The sequence below is a fragment of the Pseudomonas sp. PDM31 genome (genome assembly GCF_019218965.1).
In the GTDB taxonomy this organism is placed as follows: Bacteria; Pseudomonadota; Gammaproteobacteria; order Pseudomonadales; family Pseudomonadaceae; genus Aquipseudomonas.
On the sequence record NZ_JAHUWS010000002.1, the window covers coordinates 657,513 to 678,973 of the forward strand.

Here is a 21,461-nt window from a genome sequence, read left to right on the forward strand (position 1 = left end):
CTCACGCGCCAGTTGAGGTCGGGTTTGGTGCAGCCATATTGCGTTTTAATAGGTCGCGCATCTGATTTGCGATCTGATTTGCTTCCTCTGCAGTCAACCCTGGCTGCTTCGCTTTCCTGATGAGTTCTTCCAGGCTATCGGTGTGTTGACCCGCTGATAACCTAGTAATGGTGTCTAAAAACTGTTGTTCAAGGTTGTCGCCCTCAATCAGCCATTCCTTTTCTGCCAGGGCCTTGAGCAAGCGACCCTGCTCCGTGCCGTGCCAGCGAGCCATCAGCTGAATAGAGTTTAGCTTAGGATTTTTTTGCACCGCTTCGATAAGGGCAACCAGCAACTGTGCGTAGGTATTGCTCTCATTGGCGAAGTGGTTGGCGGTTTCTACCTTGCCGGCCAATTGCGGGTGATGGATTAGTGTGCGTAACGCAATCAGCGTGGGTGCCTCGACAGCAATAGGCTTGCGTGGGGCGCTCGGTTGATCGCGGTCGCCGCCACGCTTGCCGTTCTTGTCCCAAGGCTTCTTCTCCCACTTCTTGCCGCCAGCGCCGGGTTTTTTCGGCGTCCATTCCTGCTGCGGCACATACATTTCCTGTGCGTGCGGCTGATGGTAGTCGCTTAAGTCCGGCATTGCGTCGTAATCGAAGCCCGGATCGTAGGCGGGCGGCGCTTCTTGTGGCGCGCTCTGGGCCAGCTGGCTGACGGCTTCACCGCTGAGCCCGGTGATTTGCGTCAGGCGCTGGCGCATCAGTGTGCGCAGGTTGGCCCCCGGGACTTTGTCGATCAGCGGTGCTGCGAGCGTCGCCATGTGCGCCTTGCCTTCGAGCGAGCGCGGGTCCGATTCTTCGGTCAGCTGCTGGAAGAAGTAGTCCGCCAGGGGTTGTGCGTGCTGATTGATGCGTGCGCGGAAGGCGTCGGTGCCTTCGGAGCGAACCAGGGTGTCCGGGTCTTCGCCTTCGGGCAGAAACAGAAAGCGTGCGCGACGTCCGTCCTGCAGGCTCGAAAGCGTCGCTTCCAGTGCTCGCCAGGCGGCGTTGCGGCCGGCCTGGTCACCGTCGAAGCAGAACAGCACGTTGGGCACGACGCGAAACAATCGCTTGAGGTGTTCTTCGCTGGTGGCGGTGCCCAAGGTGGCGACGGCATTTCGCAGGCCTTGCTGGGCGAGGGCGATAACGTCCATGTAGCCTTCGACGACGATGATTTCGTCGAGGTTGCGATTGTTCTTGCGCGCTTCATAAAGGCCGTAGAGTTCCTGGCCTTTATGGAAGACCGGAGTTTCCGGTGAGTTCAGGTATTTCGGTTTGTCATCGCCCAGTACCCGGCCACCAAAGGCGATGATGCGCCCGCGGCTGTCGCGGATCGGAAACATGACGCGATCGCGGAAGCGATCATAGCGTTTGCCGGTTTCGGCGTTTTCGATCAGCAGGCCGGCGTCGATCATGGCTTTTTGTTGCAGGGTATCGCTGCTCAAATGCTTGAACAGGTTATCCCAGCCCGGCGGAGCGAAGCCGAGGCCGAAATCCCGGGCGATTTCGCCGGTCAGCCCGCGGCCTTTGAGGTAATCCACTGCGGCTTTGCGCGATGGGTGGCTTTTCAGGGCTTGCCGGTAGAAGTCCGCGGCAGCGCTGAGCAACGGGTACAGCGGCGAATCAGTTGGTTGCCGCGGTTTGTGCGGTCGACCGCTTTCTTCGCGGGGGATTTCCATGCCGGCGGCTTTGGCCAGTTCTTCGACGGCCTGGACGAAATCCAGGTTGTCGTGGTCCATGATGAAGCCGAGGGCGTTTCCGCCAGCGCCGCAGCCGAAGCAGTAATAGAACTGTTTGTCGGGGCTGACGCTGAAGGACGGGGTTTTCTCTTTATGGAACGGGCAGCAGGCGGTGTGGTTCTTGCCGGCTTTTTTCAGTTGCAGGCGCGAGCTGACCACGTCGACGATGTCGGTGCGGTTCAGAAGGTCGTCAATGAAGCTCTGGGGAATTAGCCCGGCCATGGCGTTCTCGTCATCTGCGCTCAAAGGGGTCCGAAACGAAGGTTAGCCGAACGCGGGTCATTGTTAGGGGCGCGCAAGATGTGCGGCTCGACCGTTGTCGTCTGCGAAGTCGTTGTCGGGGAGTGTATCTGCCGAAAATCCACTGACGTTAATTCCAATCAGTATTCGACTATGTGAAAGTGTTGCGCTGAGTCCGCCTGCGGCCAGTCGTTGGCCTCGGATAGCTCATCATTCGGCACGCATGCAGGTGCCTTGGGCTGATCGTCGTGAGAGGAATCAGTGGGTGTGCTCGTCAGTAGCCTTGAAAGGCTCGTCAGAAAAGACGTGCACCGCTGGCAAAAGAGCCAGGTCTGACGCGGTGAAGCAGATTTGTCTTGGTCGCGTCTGCGGCTTTGACGGTGAAGCATCAAGCGTTTTACGCAAATGCCATTAGCCCGGCTGAGAGCCGGGCTTGGCAGAAGCTTGCTACGATCGTCTGTGTATTAGTACAGACGAACGGCGCGGCGCTGTTCGCGCTGAACTTTCTTGGCGTGACGCTTAACAGCGGCTGCTGCCTTGCGCTTACGCTCAGAAGTTGGCTTCTCGTAAAATTCGCGGCTACGAACTTCAGCCAGTACACCGGCTTTTTCGCAGGAGCGCTTGAAACGACGCAGAGCTACGTCGAAGGGTTCGTTCTCTTTTACTTTGACGGCTGGCATCCAGAGCTACCTTCATTCATTACCGGGGTCAACATCCTCGCGGCAAAAGTGCACTTGAAGACGTCGGTTTTTAAGGGTTGCGGATGTTAACCCCTCATCGCTCGGAATGCAAAGCCTCTGATCGAAAACCGCTGGTCGGGGCATCACGCGACGACTATTATGCGCGCCTTCGAATTCAGCCTAAACAAGGCGCAAACCCATGCTAGTACTGGGATTAGAAACCTCCTGCGACGAAACCGGCGTCGCACTTTACGACTGTGAGCGCGGCCTGCTGGCCGATGCGCTGTTCAGTCAGATCGACCTGCATCGCGCCTATGGCGGTGTGGTGCCGGAGCTGGCTTCGCGTGATCACGTCAAACGCATGCTGCCCTTGATTCGTCAGGTGTTGGCCGAGGCTGACTGCGTGCCGACAGAGATTGACGCGATCGCCTACACCGCGGGTCCTGGCCTGGTCGGTGCCTTGCTGGTGGGAGCTTCCTGCGCGCAGGCGCTAGCCTTCGCCTGGGGTATTCCGGCCCTTGGCGTGCACCACATGGAAGGTCATTTGCTGGCACCGATGCTGGAGTCGCAACCGCCGCAATTTCCGTTCGTCGCTTTGTTGGTCTCCGGTGGTCACACTCAGCTGGTGCAGGTCGATGGAATCGGTCAATACACCCTTCTGGGTGAGACGCTGGACGATGCCGCCGGTGAAGCATTCGACAAGACCGCGAAGATGATGGGCCTCCATTATCCAGGTGGTCCGGAAATCGCTCGCCTGGCAGAACAGGGTGTTGCGGGGCGCTTCGTCTTTCCGCGGCCGATGTGCGACCGCCCGGGCCTCGATTTCAGCTTCAGCGGCCTGAAAACCTTCGCGCTGAACACCTGGCAGCAGTGCGTGAGCGCCGGGGACGACAGCGAACAAGCTCGTTGCGACATCTCGCTGGCGTTCCAGCAAGCCGTGGTGGAGACTTTGACCATCAAGTGCAAGCGTGCCCTGAAAGCGGCAGGCATGAAGCGTCTGGTGATTGCCGGGGGCGTCAGTGCAAACAAGGCGCTGCGCTCTTCTCTTGAGAAGATGCTCGGAGACATGAAAGGTGACGTTTTTTATGCGCGACCGCAGTTTTGTACTGACAATGGCGCGATGATTGCGTTTGCCGGCTGCCAGCGTCTGCAGGCCGGTCAGCAGGAGAGCCTGGCGATCAGCGTGCAGGCACGTTGGCCGATGGAGCAGTTGTCGGCACTGTGATGAGCGCCGCTCATGTGTGGCCGCTAAAAATGCCGTTCGCGCCCGGCAAACAGGTCGCGTAGATTGCCGCGATGGCGCCAGACGATCAGTCCGGTCAGTGCGCTCATGGGCAGCAGGGCCGCCGGTTCTTGCCAGGCCAGCAACGGCAGGGTCAGCGGCGTGGCAATGAGCGCGGCCAGTGAGCTGGTGCGGGTCAGGTAGAACGTCAGCAGCCAGGCGCAGACAGCCAGCAGGGCGGCGGGCGGATAGAGGCCCAGCAACATGCCGGCGGCGGTGGCGACACCCTTGCCGCCCCGAAAGCAAAAGTATATTGGGTACAAATGGCCGATGACGGCGCAGACGCCAATCCAGGCCTGCTCCTGCAGCGAAAGCCCTGCAAGGCTTGCAATCAGTACCGGCAGCAAGCCTTTGCAAAGGTCGCCGAGCAAGGTCAGGATGGCCAGTTTCTTGCCAGCCAGACGCAGCATGTTGGTGGCGCCGGCATTGCCTGAGCCACTCATTCGCGGATCCGGATTACCGGTCAGGCGGCTGAGCAAAATGGCGAAGGACAGAGAGCCGAGCAGGTAGGCGAGGATCGCCAGTAACCAAAACATGCTAACTATTCCGGGCGGGGACGCCCTGATTCTAACGGCGCATTGCGCCCTTGTCGTGTAGCGGAGAGAAGTGCTTGGACAGAGTGTTTATCAAGGGCCTGGAAGTCGACACGGTAATTGGTGCCTACGACTGGGAGCGAGGCATCCGGCAGTGCTTGCGTCTGGATTTGAGCTTCGCCTGGGATAATCGCCCGGCAGCCGCCGGTGATGACCTGACCCTGGCGCTTGACTACGCCAGCGTGTCCTCACGTATCCAGGCCTTTGCCGAGCAGGCGCAATTTCAGTTGGTCGAGACATTTGCCGAGCGTCTGGTCGAGGTGTTGATGAGTGAATTCAGCATCACCTGGGTGCGTCTCAAGCTGACCAAGCCCGGCGCCGTACCGGCTGCCACCGGTGGCGTAGGTGTGGAGATCGAGCGCGGATGTCGCTGACTCAGGTGTTCCTCGGGCTCGGTAGCAATATCGAGCGCGAAATCCATTTGCAGGCAGGTCTGGATGCTCTCGCGGCGTTTTTGGTGGATATCCGCTGCTCGGCAGTATTTGAAAGTGAGCCGGTAGGCATCAAGAGCGGATCGTTTTTCAATTTCGTGGTGTCGGCGTATACCGATTTGCCGCTGATGGAGCTGGATCGTCGCTTGAAATTCATTGAGGCGGATAACGGTCGTTACGCACCGGATCGCCGAGGTTTGCCGCTGGATATCGACGTTTTGCTCTACGGTGAGCTGGTGGGCAATTTCGATGGATTGGTTTTGCCGCGGGCCGAAATTCTGAAAAATGCCTTTGTGTTGTGGCCTTTGTCGTTGATTGCGCCGGAGCGGGTGCATCCTGGTGTCGGCAAGAGTTTCGCCACACTGTGGGCCGAGTCGCAGATTGATCAGGTGCTGGCGCCGGTGGCGTTTGAGTGGCGTGGGGAGCAGTTGACGCCTTCGAATTTGTTGTAAGTCGCAAGACGCCTTCGCGAGCAAGCCCGTTCCCACAGGGCTTGCGCTGAACCTGTGGGAGCGGGCTTGCTCGCGAAGCTCTTCACACGGACGCAGCTTCTTTGTAAGCCTTCAGTGCCTTGAGCCGTTCACGCTTGATCGCTTCACCCAGCTCCGGCCCCTTGAATCCTTTCTCCAGCAGCGGCTGCACCGCAACACTGCGCGCCGCCATCGCTGCCCCACGCAAATAATCCGCCTGTGGATAACTTCGCTGTTCCAGGCCTTTGCGTCCACGTGCATCCATTTCGCACGCGGCAATGAATTCCTCGAAGCGTTGCGGTCGACGATAAACGTCGAAGCTTTGCAGCAGCTCAAGCAGCGTTGAAGGCTTGAGTTCAAGGGCGCGATGCCCGTGGGTGTGATATTCGCCCACCAGCAGCGCCAGTTCCTGGCAATCCCTGGGTGCCTTGAAGCGTTCGTTGACCGCTTTGATCAGCTTCAGGCCTTTGAACTCGTGGGCGATGTGCCGCGGCCATTCTTCCTCTGGCGTCAGGCCTTTGCCCAGGTCATGCAGCAGGCTGGCCCAGCGCACGGTGAGTGGCTGTTTGTGTTGTGCGGCTTGCTGCAAGACGTTCAGGATGTGCTCGCCGGTGTCGATTTCCGGGTGATGAGCTTCAGGTTGTGGCACGCCGAAGAGTGCGTCCACTTCGGGCATCAGCACCTTCAGGGCGCCGCATTCGCGCAGTACCCGAATGAACACTTGGGGCTGATCTTCCATCAGTGCGCGGGAAATTTCCTTCCAGCTGCGTTCAGCCGTCAAAGCCTCCAGTTCGCCGGATTCGCTGAGCTGGCGCATCAGCTCCAGGGTTTCTGGGGCGACGGTGAATCCCAGTCCGGCATAACGCGCGGCGAAGCGGGCTACACGCAGAACCCTGAGCGGATCTTCGGCGAATGCCGGGGAAACGTGGCGCAGCACGCGAGCTTCCAGATCACGCTGACCATGATAAGGATCGGTCAGGTTCTGTTGATCGTCTTCGGCCATGGCGTTAATCGTCAGGTCGCGGCGAATCAGGTCTTCTTCCAGAGTCACTTCGGGGCTGGCATGAAAGGTAAAGCCGCCGTAACCGCGTCCGCTTTTGCGTTCGGTACGGGCCAGGGCGTATTCCTCACCGCTTTTGGGATGAAGAAATACCGGGAAGTCCGCACCCACTGGACGAAAGCCCTTGGCGAGCATTTCATCGGTGGTAGCGCCGACCACTACCCAATCGATATCGGTGACGGGTTTGCCCAGCAGGCGATCACGTACGGCGCCGCCGACTTTATAAATCTGCATAAAAAACCTCCGTTAGCTCGACAGGATAACCGTTGCGTCGGGCTTTCGGAGGCGCAAACCGGATCAAAGATGAATGACGGCCAGGTCCAGCCGGCCGTAATCGCCTTCGCTATGCTCGTTTCTGGGTGGTACATGGTGGGTTTTCATGACCTGGTCGCCTTGCAGGGTCTCCAGGTGAATGTCGAAGCCCCAGAGGCGGTGCAGGTGTTTGAGTACTTCCTCGGTGGACTCTCCCAGGGGTTTGCGGTCGTGCTGCTGGTGGCGCAAGGTCAGGGAGCGATCGCCGCGACGATCGATGCTGTAGATCTGCACGTTCGGCTCGCGGTTGCCCAGGTTGTACTGCGCGGCCAGGGTTTCACGAATGATGCGGTAGCCGCCTTCATCGTGAATGGCCGGCACCAGCAAGTCATCCTTCTGGTCGTCATCGAGAATGCTGAACAGCTTGAGGTCGCGGATCACCTTGGGCGAAAGGTACTGCAGGATGAAGCTCTCGTCCTTGAAGCTGCTCATGGCGAACTTGATGGCTGCCAACCAGTCGCTGCCTGCAATGTCCGGGAACCAGCGACGGTCTTCTTCCGTTGGCTCTTCGCACATGCGCCGAATGTCCCGGTACATGGCAAAACCCAGGGCGTAGGGGTTGATGCCGCTGTAATAGGGGCTGTCGAAGCCGGGCTGGAACACCACGCTGGTGTGGGACGTCAGGAACTCCATCATGAAGCCGTCGGTGACCAGGCCCTCGTCGTACAAATCGTTCATCAGCGTGTAGTGCCAGAACGTTGCCCAGCCCTCGTTCATCACCTGGGTCTGGCGTTGAGGGTAAAAATACTGGGCGATCTTGCGCACGATCCTGACGATTTCCCGCTGCCAGGGCTCCAGCAACGGCGCGTGTTTTTCGATGAAGTACAGGATGTTTTCCTGGGGTTCAGCGGGGAAGCGTGCGTTGTCCTTGTCGCTGTATTTGTCCGCGCCTTTGGGGATGGTGCGCCACAGGTCATTGATCTGTTTTTGCATGTGCTCCTCCCGATCCTTCTGCCGGCGGCGTTCCTCTTCGGCAGAAATCGGATAGGGGCGCTTGTAGCGGTCGACCCCGTAGTTCATCAAGGCGTGGCAGGAATCCAGCAAGTCCTCGACCGCGTCGATGCCGTGGCGCTCCTCGCATTGCATGATGTACTGCTTGGCAAATACCAGGTAATCGATGATCGAACTGGCATCGGTCCAGGTGCGGAACAGGTAATTGCCTTTGAAAAAGCTGTTATGGCCGTAGCAGGCGTGGGCGACGACCAATGCTTGCATGCAGATGGTGTTTTCTTCCATCAGGTAGGCAATGCACGGGTCGGAGTTGATCACGATTTCGTACGCCAGGCCCATCTGGCCGCGACTGTAGGACTTTTCGGTGCTGAGGAAGTGTTTGCCATAGGACCAGTGGTGATAACCCAGAGGCATGCCGACGGAGGCATAGGCGTCCATCATCTGCTCGGCGGTGATCACTTCGATCTGGTTAGGGTAGGTATCGAGGGCGTAGCCCGCCGCAATACGACTGATTTCGCGGTCATAGGCCTGGATCAGCTCGAATGTCCATTCGGAGCCGGTGGAAATGGGTTGGCGCTTCTGCTCTTTGGCGGTCATGTCACTAACCTGCGCTGGAAGAGTTCACGGAAGACCGGATAGATATCCCCGGCCGAGACCAGTTGTTGCTGGGCAAAGGTGTCGGAAAACGCTTCGGCGATGCGCTCATATTCGAACCACAGGGCCTGATGTTCGCGCGGGGTAATCTCAACGTAAGTGTAGTACTGGACGAACGGCATGATCTGGTTGATCAGAATGTCGCGGCAGATCGGTGAGTCGTCGTTCCAGTTGTCGCCGTCGGAAGCCTGGGCAGCGTAGATGTTCCACTCATTGCTCGGATAACGCTCGGCCATGATCTCCTGCATCAGTTTCAAGGCGCTGGACACAATGGTCCCGCCGGTCTCGCGGGAGTAGAAAAACTCTTCCTCATCCACTTCGCGGGCGCTGGTGTGATGGCGGATGAACACGACATCGATCTTGTCGTAATTTCGCTTGAGGAACAGGTACAGCAGGATGAAGAAGCGCTTGGCGATGTCCTTGGTCGCCTGGGTCATCGACCCGGAGACATCCATCAGGCAGAACATCACGGCCTTGGAGCTGGGGTTGGGCTGCTTGATCAGCAGGTTGTACTTGAGGTCGAAAGTATCGAGAAACGGCACGCGATGAATGCGCGCGCTGAGTTTTTCGATTTCTGCTTCGATTTCCTGAATATCACCGAAGTTGTCCGGCTCTTCCTGCTTTAGTCGCAGAAGTTCTTCCTTGGCTTCGCGCAGTTTCGCCCGGCTGCTGCCGGACAGTGCGATGCGCCGCGCATGGGCTGAACGCAGGGTGCGGATGATGTTGATTCGTGACGGGTTGCCTTCGTTGCTGATCCCGGCGCGTACGGTTTTGAAAGTGTCGGTACCGGTCAGGTTGCGCTTGACCAGGTTTGGCAGTTCGAGGTCTTCGAACATGAACTCGAGGAATTCTTCCTGGGTGATCTGGAAGACGAACTCGTCCATTCCTTCGCCGGAGTTGCCAGCCTTGCCAGGACCACGGCCGCCGCCGCCTCCCGGTGGGCGCGCGATGTGCTCGCCACTGGTGAACTCCTTGTTACCCGGGTGCACGACTGTCTGTTTGCCGCCGCGACCGTGATGAAGCACCGGTTCGTCGATGTCGCGACCAGGGATGCTGATTTGCTCGCCGTGCTCCATATCCGTGATGGAGCGACGGCTGACCGCCTCTTCGACGGCTTTTTTGATGTGATCACGGTAACGCCGCAGAAACCGCTGACGGTTCACCGTGCTTTTGTTCTTGCCATTGAGGCGTCGGTCGATCACATAGCTCATAGGCCCTCCGGGGAGCTTCGAGTCATAAGCTTCAAGCTGCAAGACAGAAGCTTCAGAAACAAGCGGCGCGCGACATATGGCCACAATTACGCAAACAGCGCGTTCTCGTTGCTGCAGTGTCGCGTGCCGTTTGCAGCTCCCTTACTGGGACTTTCTCACCCTCAAGTACCACTCGGACAGCAGCCGTACCTGTTTGTCGGTGTAACCGCGTTCGACCATACGTGTAACGAAGTCGTTGTGTTTCTGCTGGTCCTCTTTGCTCGCCTTGGCGTTGAAACTGATGACCGGCAGCAGGTCCTCGGTGTTGGAGAACATTTTTTTCTCGATGACCACCCGCAGTTTTTCGTAGCTGAGCCAGGTTGGGTTCTTGCCGTTGTTGTTGGCCCGGGCGCGCAAGACGAAGTTGACGATTTCGTTGCGGAAATCCTTCGGATTGCTGATGCCGGCCGGTTTTTCGATTTTCTCCAGTTCTTCGTTCAGCGCTACGCGGTTGAGGATCTCGCCGGTTTCCGGGTCGCGGTATTCCTGGTCCTGGATCCAGAAGTCGGCGTACAGCACATAGCGATCGAAGATGTTCTGGCCGTACTCGCTATAAGACTCGAGGTAGGCGGTCTGGATCTCCTTGCCGATGAATTCGATGTAGCGCGGTGCCAGGTACTCCTTGAGGAAGCGCAGATAGCGTTCGCGGGTTTCGGCCTGGAACTGTTCCTGTTCGATCTGCTGTTCCAGCACGTAGAGCAGGTGCACCGGGTTGGCGGCGATTTCGTGTGGATCGAAGTTGAAGACCTTCGACAGAATCTTGAACGCGAAACGGGTGGAGAGGCCGTTCATGCCCTCGTCGACCCCTGCGTTATCGCGGTATTCCTGGATCGACTTGGCCTTCGGATCGGTGTCCTTGAGGTTCTCGCCGTCGTACACGCGCATCTTCGAATAGATGTTGGAGTTTTCTGGCTCCTTGAGGCGCGAGAGCACAGTGAACTGGGCCAGCATCTTCAGGGTGTCGGGTGCGCAATGGGCCTTGGCCAGGGAGCTGTTGAACAGAAGCTTATCGTAGATCTTCACTTCGTCGCTGACCCGCAGGCAGTACGGCACTTTGACGATGTAGATCCGGTCGATGAAGGCTTCGTTGTTCTTGTTGTTGCGGAAGGTGTGCCATTCCGATTCGTTGGAGTGGGCCAACAGGATCCCGGTGAACGGAATCGCGCCGAGGCCTTCGGTACTGTTGTAGTTGCCTTCCTGGGTGGCGGTCAGCAGTGGGTGCAGCACCTTGATCGGCGCCTTGAACATTTCGACGAATTCCATCAAGCCCTGGTTGGCCCGGCACAGGGCCCCCGAGTAGCTATAAGCGTCGGCGTCATTCTGTGGATATTCTTCCAGTTTGCGGATATCGACCTTACCGACCAGCGCCGAGATGTCCTGGTTGTTTTCGTCTCCCGGTTCGGTCTTGGCCACGGCGATCTGGTTAAGAATCGACGGGTAGAGTTTGACTACGCGGAACTGGCTGATGTCGCCACCGAACTCGGCCAGGCGTTTAGTGGCCCATGGCGACATGATGGTGTTGAGGTAGCGCCGCGGAATGCCGAAGTCTTCCTCGAGGATCGCGCCATCTTCGGTGGCGTTGAACAGACCCAGGGGCGATTCGAATACCGGCGAGCCCTTGATCGCGTAGAAGGGCACTTTTTCGATCAATTGTTTGAGCTTTTCGGCCAGGGACGATTTACCACCACCGACAGGACCGAGCAGGTAAAGAATCTGTTTCTTTTCCTCCAGGCCCTGAGCGGCATGGCGGAAATACGAGACGATCTGGTCGATGCATTCTTCCATCCCGTGGAAGTCTTCAAAGGCCGGATAGCGACGAATCACCTTGTTGGAGAAGATTCGCGACAGCCTCGAGTTGGTCGAGGTGTCGAGCAGTTCAGGTTCTCCGATGGCCAGCAGCAGACGCTCGGCGGCGGAAACGTAGGCGCTGCGGTCGTTTTTGCACAGCTCCAGATACTCTTGCAGAGAGAGTTCTTCCTGGCGTGTGGACTCGAAGCGTTGTTGGAAGTGGCTAAAGATACTCATGACGTCACCTCGCTCGATACGTGGAGCCGACGCCGGATCATTCAGTCGATGCTGGCAGCAATCGAACAGGCGATTGCTGTTTACCCCCCAGAACTCTCCCGGAGCTGACGACTCCGAAAGCTACTCCCGATGACCCGTGCGCCGGTGTACCGGCTCTCCCCTGTTTTGGATGGCCTGCGCTTAAGGATAGTTGGGAATTCGGGAGGTAAAGGTGAGATACGTAATTAACTGTGGCAGACCGTTCGTCTGCCTCCGCGCAAGCCCACGGAGGCCGGGGCTTGCAAGGTTACAAAAAAATTATTCAGAGGTGCCTTGCGCCGTTTCCGCAGGATAGGTCGTGCGCCACAGCTCGAAACCGCCATCCATGCTGTAGACATCGGAAAAGCCCTGGCTGATCAGGTAGGCGGCAGCACCCTGACTGGAGTTGCCGTGATAGCAGACCACCACGGTCGGTGCGTCGAGGTCGGCGCCCTGAATGAAGGCGTGCAGGGAATGGTTGTCCAGGTGTCTGGAGCCTGCGATGTGCAGGGCGGCAAAAGTGGCCGGGTCGCGGACGTCAACGACCACCGCGCCTTGCTCGCGCAGGGCCTGGGCCTGTTCCGGGGGGATACGTTTGAATTCGCTCATGTCGGGCTCCTGTGGCTCGGCTGAATGGCAGTCTAGCGCGGGGCGCTGGCTGGCGATGTTTGGGTAATGGTCGGGGCGACTGGCGGCAGGACGTGACCGTGCTCGTCGCATTTGCAGGACAGACGTTCAAGGCTGTCGACATTCATAAGGGTCAGGGCTCCGCCCCAGACGCAACCGGTATCGAGGGCCAGGATGCCCGGCACCTCACTCTTGCCTTCCAGTGCGGCCCAATGGCCAAAGATGATTTTCAGGTCTTTGGTCTTGCGTTCCAGGTGATGGAACCAGGGCTTGTAGCCGGGTGGTGCAGTGCCGAGGCCTTCTTTGCTTTTGAGGTCAAGCTTGCCTTCGGCGGTGCAGAAGCGCATGCGCGTGAAATAGTTGGTGATTACACGCAGGCGCGTCACGCCTTTGAGGTCGCTGTCCCATTTCGCCGGGTCGTTGCCGTACATCCCGTCGAGATAAAGCGGCAGCAAGTTGTCGTCGCGCAATGCAGTCTCGACTTCGGCTGCAAGCTTCAGGGCTTTGCGCAGCGACCACTGGGGTGGAATACCGGCATGGACCAGGGCCACATTGCGTTGCTCGTCGTAGTGCATGAGCTTTTGCTGGCGCAGCCATTCGAGCAGCTCGGTGCAATCCGGGGCTTCGATAATCTCGCGCAGGGTATCCGACTTTTTCAGTCGTTCGATGTTGCGACCGGCGGCCAGCAGGTGCAAGTCGTGATTGCCCAGCACGCACACCAGCGATTCGCGGATGCTATAGAGGAAGCGCAGGGTTTCCAGCGATTGCGGGCCGCGGTTGACCAGGTCGCCCACCAGCCAGAGTCGATCCCGTTGTGGATCGAAGTCGACTTGCTTGAGCAGGCATTGCAGTGCTTGCAGGCAGCCTTGCAGATCGCCGACCGCGTAAGTTGCCATCAGTGCAAGGCTCCGGGCACCGCCAGGCGAAAGGGCGCGATGATGGCGTCGAAATGTTTGCCATCGTCGGCCAGCATCTGATAGGTGCCTTGCATCGTGCCGACTTTGGAGGTCATCACAGTGCCGCTGCTGTAGGTGTGGCTTTTGCCAGGCTCGATCAACGGCTGTTGGCCAACCACGCCTGCACCGCGCACTTCTTCGACATGCCCGTCACCATCGGTGATTACCCAATGCCGCGACAGCAGTTGGGCGGGGACCAGGCCATTGTTTTGCACGGTAATGGTGTAGGCGAAGGCAAAGCGTTCGTGCTCGGGTTGCGATTGTTCTGCCAGATAGCGGGTGACGACGCTGACGTCGACCTGATAGCGAGGATCGGACATGCAAGGGGCCTTAAAAACGAAGCGGGACGCGGGGCGAAGCTGATGGATTCAGTCTAGGCCAAGTATCGGGTAGTAAACCAGAGTGGCGTCCTACCCGATAGCGCTCATCGCCTGTCAGTCTGCGGCAGGCGTCTGTACGACTTGTTCGCTGAGCTTGTCAGCCAGTCGCACAAAGGCAGCCAGGTCGAGTTGCTCCGGGCGCAGACTGCCGTCGACACCGGCGGCAGTGATCTCGTCGTTGCTCAGCAGCAGCTTGAGCGTGTTACGCAGGGTTTTGCGACGCTGGTTGAACGCTTCGCGCACGACGCGCTCAAGCAGGCGGTGATCCTTGGCTGGATGCGGCAGTACGGCGTGAGGCACCAGGCGCACGATGGCTGAATCGACTTTTGGTGGCGGGTTGAACGCCCCCGGCCCAACGTTGAACAGATGCTCGACCCGGCAGTGGTACTGGACCATGATCGACAACCGGCCCCAATCGCCGCCGCCGGGACCTGCCGCCAAGCGCTCGACCACTTCCTTTTGCAGCATGAAGTGCATGTCGCGAATCAGGTGCGAGTTGTGCAGCAGGTGAAAAATCAGCGGCGTCGAGATGTTGTACGGCAGGTTGCCGACCACGCGCAGGCTGCCCGGCGCAGCATTCAGGCTGTTGAAGTCGAACTTCAGCGCATCACCCTGATGCAGGTTGAAGTTGCTCCTGCCGGCAAACTGCTGGTTGAGGATCGGGATCAGGTCCTTGTCCAGTTCCACCACGTCGAGCTGGGCGCCGCTGCTGAGCAGGCCTTGGGTCAGTGCACCCTGGCCAGGGCCGATTTCCAGCAAGCGGTCTTCGGCCTTGGCATGGATGGAGCGCAGGATGCGGTCGATAACGCCGGCATCGTGCAGGAAGTTCTGGCCAAAGCGTTTGCGCGCCTTGTGTTGGTATTGCTCGGTCATAAACGGGTCTCGGCCATCTGGTAGGCGGTTTCCAGGGCGACTTGCAGGCTGCCGGTGTCGATCTTGCCGCTGCCGGCCAGGTCCAGGGCGGTGCCATGGTCGACCGATGTGCGGATGATCGGCAAGCCGAGGGTCACGTTGACTGCCGCGCCGAAGCCTTTGTACTTCAGCACTGGCAGGCCCTGGTCATGGTACATCGCCAGCACTGCGTCGCAGTGCTCCAGATATTTGGGGGTAAACAGAGTGTCGGCGGGCAGGGGGCCACGAAGGTCCATTCCCTCGCTGCGCAGGCGCTCTAATGTGGGTTCGATGATATCGATTTCTTCATGGCCCAGGTGTCCGCCTTCGCCGGCGTGGGGGTTGAGCCCGCAGACCAGGATGCGCGGCCGGGCGATGCCGAACTTGTTTTGCAGATCGGCATGCAGGATGCGTGTGACTCGTTCCAGACGCTGCGGCGTGATCGCATCGGCAATCTCGCGCAGGGGCAGGTGAGTGGTCACCAGGGCTACACGCAATCCGCGTGTAGCCAGCATCATTACCACTTGTGCGGTATGGGTCAGGTCGGCGAGAAATTCCGTGTGTCCGGAAAAAGCGATCCCCGACTCGTTGATCACGCCCTTGTGCACGGGGGCAGTGATCATGCCGGCGAAATGCCCGTCCAGGCAGCCCTGGCCGGCCCGGGTGAGGGTTTCAAGGACGAACACGGCATTGGCCTTGTCCAGTTGTCCGGCTGTGACCCTGGCGTTGAGCGGGGTATCCCAGACGTACAGGCTGTTGGCTGGCGCCGGTGCATCCGGCCAGTTGTCCGGGGTCACTGGCAACAAGTCGACGGCCACGCCCAACTGCGTGGCCCGCTCGGAGAGCAGGTCACGGCTGGTAATGGCAATAAGGGGGTGTGGCTGGGCTTGCGAGGCGAGCAGCAGGCACAGGTCGGGACCTATGCCGGCTGGTTCGCCGGGTGTCAGCGCGAAACGTTGGGGTTTCACTGCGCTGCCTGGTCTGCGCCAGGGAGTTTGATTTCTACGTACGCTTCGTCACGGATCTGACGCAGCCAGGTTTGCAGTTCTTCGTCGTATTTGCGGTTACGCAGTACGGTCATCGCCTGTTGCTCGCGAGCCTGGGCGGTGCTGTCGGTGGCGCGACGGCCAAGGACTTCCAGAACATGCCAGCCGTATTGAGTCTGGAAAGGGCGCGACAGCTGACCTTGAGGGGTCTTGGCCATCACTTCGCGGAACTCGGGCACCAATGCGTTCGGGTCGATCCAGTTCAGGTCACCGCCGTTGAGGGCAGATCCCGGATCTTCCGAGTAGCTTTTCGCCAGCTCGCCGAAGTCTTCACCCGATTCGATACGGGTATAGAGCGAATCGGCCAGCGCCTTGGTTTTTGCTTCGTCGCGGATCGGGCTTGGCTTGACCAGGATGTGACGCACATGCACTTCATCGCGCATCTGGGTTTCGCCGCCACGCTTGTCGAGGATCTTCAGGATAATGAAGCCCCCCGGGGTGCGCATAGGCTGGGTCACGTCGCCAACGGTCATGCTGCTGAGCAGGCGATCGAACGGAGGTGGCAGTTGAGCGGCTTTACGCCAGCCCATGTCGCCGCCTTCCAGTGCGGTTTCGCTGGCGGACTTGGCAATGGCCAGTTGAGCAAAGTCAGCACCTTGCTTGAGCTGCTGGTAAACCGCGTCGGCCTGTCTGGCAGCATTCTGAATCGCTTCGGAGTTGGCGCTTTCCGGCGTGGGAATCAGGATGTTGGCCAGCCGGAACTCTTCGGACAGCTGCATTTTGCCAAGGTCGGAAGCCAGGAAGTTCTTCACTTCCTGCTCGGAGACCTGGATGCGTTCGGCGACGCGGCGCTGACGCACACGGCTGATCACCATTTCGCGACGAATCTGCTCACGTGCGTCGTCGTAAGACAGACCATCGTGAGCCAGGGCTGCGCGGAACTGTTCAATCGACATGTTGTTGCGCTGGGCGATGGTGCCGACAGCCTGGTTCAGCTCTTCGTCGGTAATGCGGATGCCGGAGCGCTCGCCGATCTGCAATTGCAGGTTTTCGACGATCAGGCGTTCAAGTACCTGCTGCTCCAACACGCTGGCTGGCGGCACGGCAGAACCACGCTTGGCAATGGTTTGCTGAACTTCATTGACCCGACGGTCCAGTTGGCTCTGCATGACCACGTCGTTGTCGACGATGGCCACCACTTTGTCGATGGACTGCACTGCGGCGCTCGCCGCAGTACTCAGGAACAGCGCGCCCAGCATCAGCGGGCGCAGACAATCAGAAAGCTTGGTCTTCACGTTCACGATAACCTTGAATGCCTTTGTCGAGGAAGCTCTCTACTTTGGAGCCGGTAAGGCCGCCGAGTCCCTTCAGAACAATTTGGAGGAAGACGCCATGGTCGCCTTTTTCGTTTTCAGGAGCTTCCTGACTGAATTCGTCATAGGAAACCCAGTAACGGTTGATCAGGCGCAGTTTCCAGCAGCAGTTGTCGTACTCGAAACCACCGAAGGCTTCCAAGGTACGGTTTTGGTTGTAGTCATACTGCCAGCGGCTGATGAGGTTCCATTGTTGCACGATCGGCCAGATCACCGAGAAATCGTGCTGTACGATCTTGTAGTAATCCTTCACGTAGCCAGGCTGGCCTGGAGTGCCGTAGTCACCGCCACCGACGGTCCATTTACCAGTGTTCTGGTCGTAACGGACCTGGTCATTACGATAGCGATAGCCGGCGTTGATGACCTTGTTCGGATTGTCTTCAGGCTGGTAGTGGAACATCGCGCTGCCCGAGCGAGGGCTGCGGCTGTCCGGGTCCCAGTTGTAGTCGGCCGTGGTGCGCCAGTCGCGGTTCCAGCGGTACTCGTATTCCAGTGCGTAAGGCGAAACGTCGGATTGCGCATCTTCACGGGTCTTGGCATCGATGCCCGGCAACTGGACTTCGCGATCCTTGAAGTACAAGGCCTGGCCGACGCTGACGCGTTGACGCTCGAAGCCATCGTCTTCGATCCAGCGGCTGGTCACGCCCAGGGACAGCTTGTTCTCGTCGCCGACACGGTCGGCACCGGAGAAGCGGTTGTCACGGAACAGCGACGCATAGTTGAAGGTGTATTCGCTGGTATCGAATACCGGGATGTCTTCCTGGTCTTCCTCTGGTACGTAGAGGTAGAACAGGCGTGGTTCGAGAGTCTGGCGGTAGTTCTTGCCGAACCATTGGGTGTTGCGATCGAAGTACAGGCCGCTGTCGACGCTGGCGATCGGCACCGCACGGTTCTGATTACTGTCGAAAGTCCCCAGGAGCCTGTCCTGTTCTGGAGTCTGACCGTCGATAAAGGCTTTGCCTTGACTGTCCAGGTCCAGTTGGTACTGAGTGTATTGGTACTTGAGCGACGGCTTGAGGAACCCATAAGTCCAGTTCAGCGGCAGGCTGACCACAGGTGCAAGGTTCAGGCGGTCGCCGTTTGCGCGCGCCAGGCCGACGACGTTGGTATCAAGGCGGGGTGCCACATTACCGTCTTCATCGGTGAAACTGCCGTTTTGCAGATCCCGGTCGAACCGCACGAGTTCAGTGTTGTACGTGAAATCGAGACCACCCGGATGATACGGCAGCGCACCATCGAAGGTGATCTGCGGCAACCGGTCATACGGCGTGATGTTGGAAACGCTTGCCAGCTCATAGGCATGGGCATTCAGGCGAGCGGTGTAGCTGTCACCACGGTAGGTGATGGAGCCTTGCTGGTTCACGTAGTCAGCGCTTTTCACGCCAATCTGGTCAGTCTGCAGATCCTGGAAGTAATACGGATCGCTGATTTCGGTGTAGTCGACCTGCGCGAGGGTCCGCGAGTCGAGGCCACCCTTGTGCTGCCAGTTATACATGTAGCGGTCTTTCTGGTAATCGCTCTGCAGCTTGCGATCGTCGTTCTCGTCGCTGAGGTACGCCGCACCGAACTGACCTTCGCTGGATTTGGTCAGGTAGCGGAACTCGCCTTCCATCAACAGGCCGCGATCGGACATGTAGCGTGGATACAACGTGGCGTCGTAGTTCGGCGCCAGGTTGAAGTAATACGGAGTAACCAGCATGAAGCCGGTGTCGGTGCCGGTGCCGATGGTCGGCGGCAGGAAGCCGGACTGGCGACGGTCGTCGATCGGGAAGTAAATGTACGGCGTGTACAGGACTGGAATGTCCTTGACCCGCAGTGTCACGTTGGTCGCGGTACCGAAGCCGGTGGCCGGGTTCAGGGTGATGTTGTTGCCCTTGAGCTGCCAGGCGTTGCTGTTCGGTTCGCAGGTGGTGTACGTACCGTCCTTGAGGCGGATGATCGCGTTTTCCGCACGCTTGGCGTACAGCGCGTTGCCGCGGATACGGGATTTGTGCATCACGTATTCGGCGTTGTCGACCTTGGCTTCACCGGTGTCGAGCTGCACATCGGCGTGGTCGCCGACGATCAGGGCGCCGTTGTCGCGGATGCGCACGTCACCATTGAGTTCGGCGCGGCTCTCGGCCTGATACAGGCTGGCCTCGTCGGATTCGACCTGCATGCTGCCCTGACGCAACACGACGTCACCGGCCAGCGTGCCGACCTGGTTTTCGGTGTTGTAGCGCGAAGCCTTGGCGCCGATGAAGGTCGGTGCGTCACTTTTATTCGTCTTGTCGCTCATGCCAGGACGAGTTGGCTCGATATAGGAACCAGAGCAATAAGGACCGGTTTCGGCCAATTGTGCTGCGGTGAGCTGATCGCGGGGAACCCAGTCGAGGTGACTGTAGTCTTCGCTACGCGACTTCAGGCCACGGCCCTTGGCTTCGGTGACCAGCGCCGTCTTGGCGACTGTTGCTTCGCCGGAACCGCTCTCGGCAGCTGGGGCCTCGCCGGTTGCGGAGACTGCACTGCCGTCATGCACGGGACGTGGCGGCAAAGCAGCTGCCGACGTCTTCGGCGCGCAATTCCAGGCACCCGAAGCCGAGACGGAGCAGTCATACTGTTCCGCGGCGACGACGAACGAAGTGGCGAGGGGTTGCAGTGCCAGCAAACTGCCGGTTACCAGCAACGGAAATTTTTTACGAAACGCGGGGGATTTCAATGCCATCTTATTAGTCCGGGCTTCCTGCGTGCCATCTGCCCGCGGTGTGGGCCGCACGCCTCTCGATGGTCTGAAAAAGATGCTGGATAATAAAGCATGACCCGCTTGACGGCTAGCGCCGTCGGAGACCCTTGCAATGCCTGACCAAGATGTACGTTTGCAACACCTGAAAGTTTGGCTCGACGAACAGCTGGCAAACCTTTACGCGGCACAGGGTTGGGGGATCGTACCCCCGGCCACACTGACCGCGGCCAGCAGCGACGCAAGTTTTCGGCGGTACTTCCGCTGGGAAGGCGCAGGCAAAAGTTTTGTCGTCATGGATGCCCCTCCGCCCCAGGAGAACTGCAAACCTTTCGTGGATATCGCTTTTTTGCTGGCGAAATCCGGAATAAATGTGCCAAAAATTTATGCTGAAGACCTCGAACGCGGTTTTCTTTTGCTCAATGACCTGGGCAATAAGACTTATCTGGATGTAATCGACAGCGAAAACGCCGACGATTTGTTCAAGGATGCCCTGCAAGCGCTGCTGGCTTTCCAGCAGTTGCCGATGGTGGCGCCGCTGCCGAGCTACGACGTGGCACTGTTGCGTCGCGAGCTTGAGTTGTTTCCCGAGTGGTACGTGAAGCGCGAACTGGGAATCGAGCTCGATTCGGCACAGCAGGCCTTGTGGCAACAGGTCAGCGACCTGCTGATCGACAGCGCCCTGGCCCAACCCAAAGTCCTGGTGCATCGTGACTACATGCCGCGCAACCTGATGCTCAGTGAACCGAACCCAGGGGTGCTGGACTTCCAGGACGCGGTGTATGGACCGGTCACCTACGACGTGACCTGCCTGTTCAAGGACGCCTTCCTCAGTTGGCCAGAAGAGCGTGTGCGCGGCTGGCTCCAGCTTTACTGGCAGCAGGCGGGCGCTCTGGGCATTCCCGTGCAACCGGATTTCGAGGAATTCCTGCGTGCCAGCGACCTGATGGGTGTGCAGCGCCATCTGAAGGTCATCGGTATCTTTGCCCGCATCTGCCATCGCGACGGCAAGCCGCGTTATCTGGGTGACGTGCCGCGTTTCTTCGCTTACATAGAAGCAGTGGTCGCCCGCCGTCCTGAACTGGCCGCGTTGGGTGAACTGCTGACGAGTCTGCGTGCTGGAGCGAATGCATGAAGGCAATGATTCTGGCTGCGGGCAAAGGCGAGCGCATGCGTCCGCTGACGCTCACTACGCCAAAACCGCTGGTACGCGCGGGCGGCGTGCCCTTGATCGAGTATCACCTGCGCGCGCTGGCCGCTGCCGGGTTTACCGAGATCGTCATCAACCATGCATGGCTCGGTCAGCAGATCGAAGACTATCTGGGCGATGGCTCGCGTTTCGGGGTGAGCATTCAGTACTCGGCCGAAGGTGAGCCACTGGAAACCGGTGGCGGGATTTTCCGCGCCTTGGCGCTGTTGGGCGACGAAGCCTTTCTGGTGGTCAACGGTGATGTCTGGACCGATTACGATTTCAGTGTGCTGCATCAGCCTATCAGCGGCCTGGCCCACCTGGTGCTGGCCGACAACCCGGCCCATCATCCGGGCGGAGATTTCAGCCTGATTGGTACCCAAGTGAGTGACGGTCAACCGCAAGCCGCTACCCTGACCTACAGTGGGATCGCGGTACTGCACCCACAGTTGTTCGATGGCTGTGCGGCCGGTGCCTTCAAGCTCGCGCCGCTTTTGCGCAAAGCCATGGCGGATGGGCAAGTGACGGGAGAGCGATTGAAGGGGCATTGGGTTGATGTCGGTACTCACGAACGTCTGGCTGAAGTCGAAGCATTGCTAGAAGCGAGCCGCTGAC

At 59.0% G+C, this 21,461-nt stretch carries 19 protein-coding genes; 5 read left to right on the forward strand and 14 right to left on the reverse strand.

What is annotated here, in order from left to right; all coding sequences use genetic code 11:
* Position 1: 1 nt before the first annotated feature.
* Positions 2-1,981: a DNA primase gene (gene dnaG / locus KW839_RS06200; protein ID WP_060541641.1), complete on the reverse strand. Its 1,980-nt coding sequence runs from the start codon at positions 1,979-1,981 to the stop codon at positions 2-4.
* A gap of 482 nt (positions 1,982-2,463) precedes the next feature.
* Entirely contained in the window at positions 2,464-2,679 is a 216-nt protein-coding gene (gene rpsU, locus KW839_RS06205) for a 30S ribosomal protein S21 (RefSeq protein WP_002551877.1), read from the reverse strand.
* 199 nt (positions 2,680-2,878) lie between these two features.
* On the opposite strand from rpsU, the gene tsaD reads away from it, so the two are divergent.
* Positions 2,879-3,904, forward strand: coding sequence for a tRNA (adenosine(37)-N6)-threonylcarbamoyltransferase complex transferase subunit TsaD (gene tsaD, locus KW839_RS06210; protein ID WP_218423735.1), 1,026 nt, complete (start codon positions 2,879-2,881; stop codon positions 3,902-3,904).
* 23 nt (positions 3,905-3,927) lie between these two features.
* Here the strand turns inward: tsaD and plsY are convergent, their stop codons facing one another.
* On the reverse strand, positions 3,928-4,497 hold the full coding sequence (gene plsY / locus KW839_RS06215; protein ID WP_060541639.1) for a glycerol-3-phosphate 1-O-acyltransferase PlsY: 570 nt from the start codon (positions 4,495-4,497) through the stop codon (positions 3,928-3,930).
* Between the two features lie 74 nt (positions 4,498-4,571).
* Here plsY and folB point away from each other — a divergent pair, with 74 nt between their 5' ends.
* Positions 4,572-4,928 carry a dihydroneopterin aldolase gene (gene folB / locus KW839_RS06220; RefSeq protein WP_060541638.1) on the forward strand — a complete coding sequence of 119 codons (357 nt, stop codon included), beginning with the start codon at positions 4,572-4,574 and terminating at the stop codon, positions 4,926-4,928.
* Positions 4,919-5,437, forward strand: coding sequence for a 2-amino-4-hydroxy-6-hydroxymethyldihydropteridine diphosphokinase (gene folK / locus KW839_RS06225; RefSeq protein ID WP_218423736.1), 519 nt, complete (start codon positions 4,919-4,921; stop codon positions 5,435-5,437). The genes folB and folK overlap by 10 nt, the downstream gene beginning before the upstream one ends.
* An 82-nt stretch (positions 5,438-5,519) precedes the next feature.
* Here folK and KW839_RS06230 read toward each other — a convergent pair whose 3' ends face one another.
* The 11 genes from KW839_RS06230 to KW839_RS06280 form a co-directional block, all read right to left on the reverse strand.
* Complete coding sequence (locus KW839_RS06230) at positions 5,520-6,749, reverse strand: multifunctional CCA addition/repair protein (RefSeq protein ID WP_060541636.1); 1,230 nt, start codon at positions 6,747-6,749, stop codon at positions 5,520-5,522.
* A gap of 63 nt (positions 6,750-6,812) precedes the next feature.
* Positions 6,813-8,375, reverse strand: a complete 1,563-nt coding sequence (locus tag KW839_RS06235; RefSeq protein WP_060541635.1) for a SpoVR family protein — start codon at positions 8,373-8,375, stop codon at positions 6,813-6,815.
* Positions 8,372-9,643, reverse strand: coding sequence for a YeaH/YhbH family protein (locus tag KW839_RS06240; protein WP_007980218.1), 1,272 nt, complete (start codon positions 9,641-9,643; stop codon positions 8,372-8,374). The genes KW839_RS06235 and KW839_RS06240 overlap by 4 nt, the downstream gene beginning before the upstream one ends.
* A 141-nt stretch (positions 9,644-9,784) precedes the next feature.
* Positions 9,785-11,707, reverse strand: coding sequence for a PrkA family serine protein kinase (locus KW839_RS06245; RefSeq protein ID WP_060541634.1), 1,923 nt, complete (start codon positions 11,705-11,707; stop codon positions 9,785-9,787).
* A gap of 297 nt (positions 11,708-12,004) precedes the next feature.
* Positions 12,005-12,334 (reverse strand): thiosulfate sulfurtransferase GlpE, encoded by a 330-nt coding sequence (gene glpE, locus KW839_RS06250; RefSeq protein ID WP_060541633.1) that lies wholly within the window; start codon positions 12,332-12,334, stop codon positions 12,005-12,007.
* A 32-nt stretch (positions 12,335-12,366) separates the two neighbouring features.
* The gene (locus KW839_RS06255; RefSeq protein ID WP_218423737.1) at positions 12,367-13,248 is read right to left on the reverse strand and encodes a symmetrical bis(5'-nucleosyl)-tetraphosphatase; all 882 of its coding nucleotides are present in this window, start codon (positions 13,246-13,248) and stop codon (positions 12,367-12,369) included.
* A complete protein-coding gene (gene apaG, locus KW839_RS06260; protein ID WP_060541631.1) occupies positions 13,248-13,628 on the reverse strand; it encodes a Co2+/Mg2+ efflux protein ApaG in 381 nt (126 codons plus the stop codon). The genes KW839_RS06255 and apaG overlap by 1 nt, the downstream gene beginning before the upstream one ends.
* 114 nt (positions 13,629-13,742) lie before the next feature.
* Positions 13,743-14,561, reverse strand: a complete 819-nt coding sequence (gene rsmA, locus KW839_RS06265) for a 16S rRNA (adenine(1518)-N(6)/adenine(1519)-N(6))-dimethyltransferase RsmA (RefSeq protein WP_060541630.1) — start codon at positions 14,559-14,561, stop codon at positions 13,743-13,745.
* Complete coding sequence (gene pdxA / locus KW839_RS06270) at positions 14,558-15,547, reverse strand: 4-hydroxythreonine-4-phosphate dehydrogenase PdxA (protein WP_218423738.1); 990 nt, start codon at positions 15,545-15,547, stop codon at positions 14,558-14,560. The genes rsmA and pdxA overlap by 4 nt, the downstream gene beginning before the upstream one ends.
* A complete protein-coding gene (gene surA / locus KW839_RS06275) occupies positions 15,544-16,866 on the reverse strand; it encodes a peptidylprolyl isomerase SurA (RefSeq protein ID WP_218423739.1) in 1,323 nt (440 codons plus the stop codon). The genes pdxA and surA overlap by 4 nt, the downstream gene beginning before the upstream one ends.
* Positions 16,841-19,642: an LPS-assembly protein LptD gene (locus KW839_RS06280; RefSeq protein WP_218423740.1), complete on the reverse strand. Its 2,802-nt coding sequence runs from the start codon at positions 19,640-19,642 to the stop codon at positions 16,841-16,843. Before KW839_RS06280 ends, surA begins: the two co-directional genes overlap by 26 nt.
* A gap of 130 nt (positions 19,643-19,772) precedes the next feature.
* On the opposite strand from KW839_RS06280, the gene KW839_RS06285 reads away from it, so the two are divergent.
* Together KW839_RS06285 and murU are read left to right on the forward strand one after the other, a co-directional pair.
* On the forward strand, positions 19,773-20,792 hold the full coding sequence (locus KW839_RS06285) for an aminoglycoside phosphotransferase family protein (RefSeq protein ID WP_060541627.1): 1,020 nt from the start codon (positions 19,773-19,775) through the stop codon (positions 20,790-20,792).
* Positions 20,789-21,460, forward strand: coding sequence for an N-acetylmuramate alpha-1-phosphate uridylyltransferase MurU (gene murU / locus KW839_RS06290; protein ID WP_060541626.1), 672 nt, complete (start codon positions 20,789-20,791; stop codon positions 21,458-21,460). Before KW839_RS06285 ends, murU begins: the two co-directional genes overlap by 4 nt.
* Position 21,461: the final 1 nt, after the last annotated feature.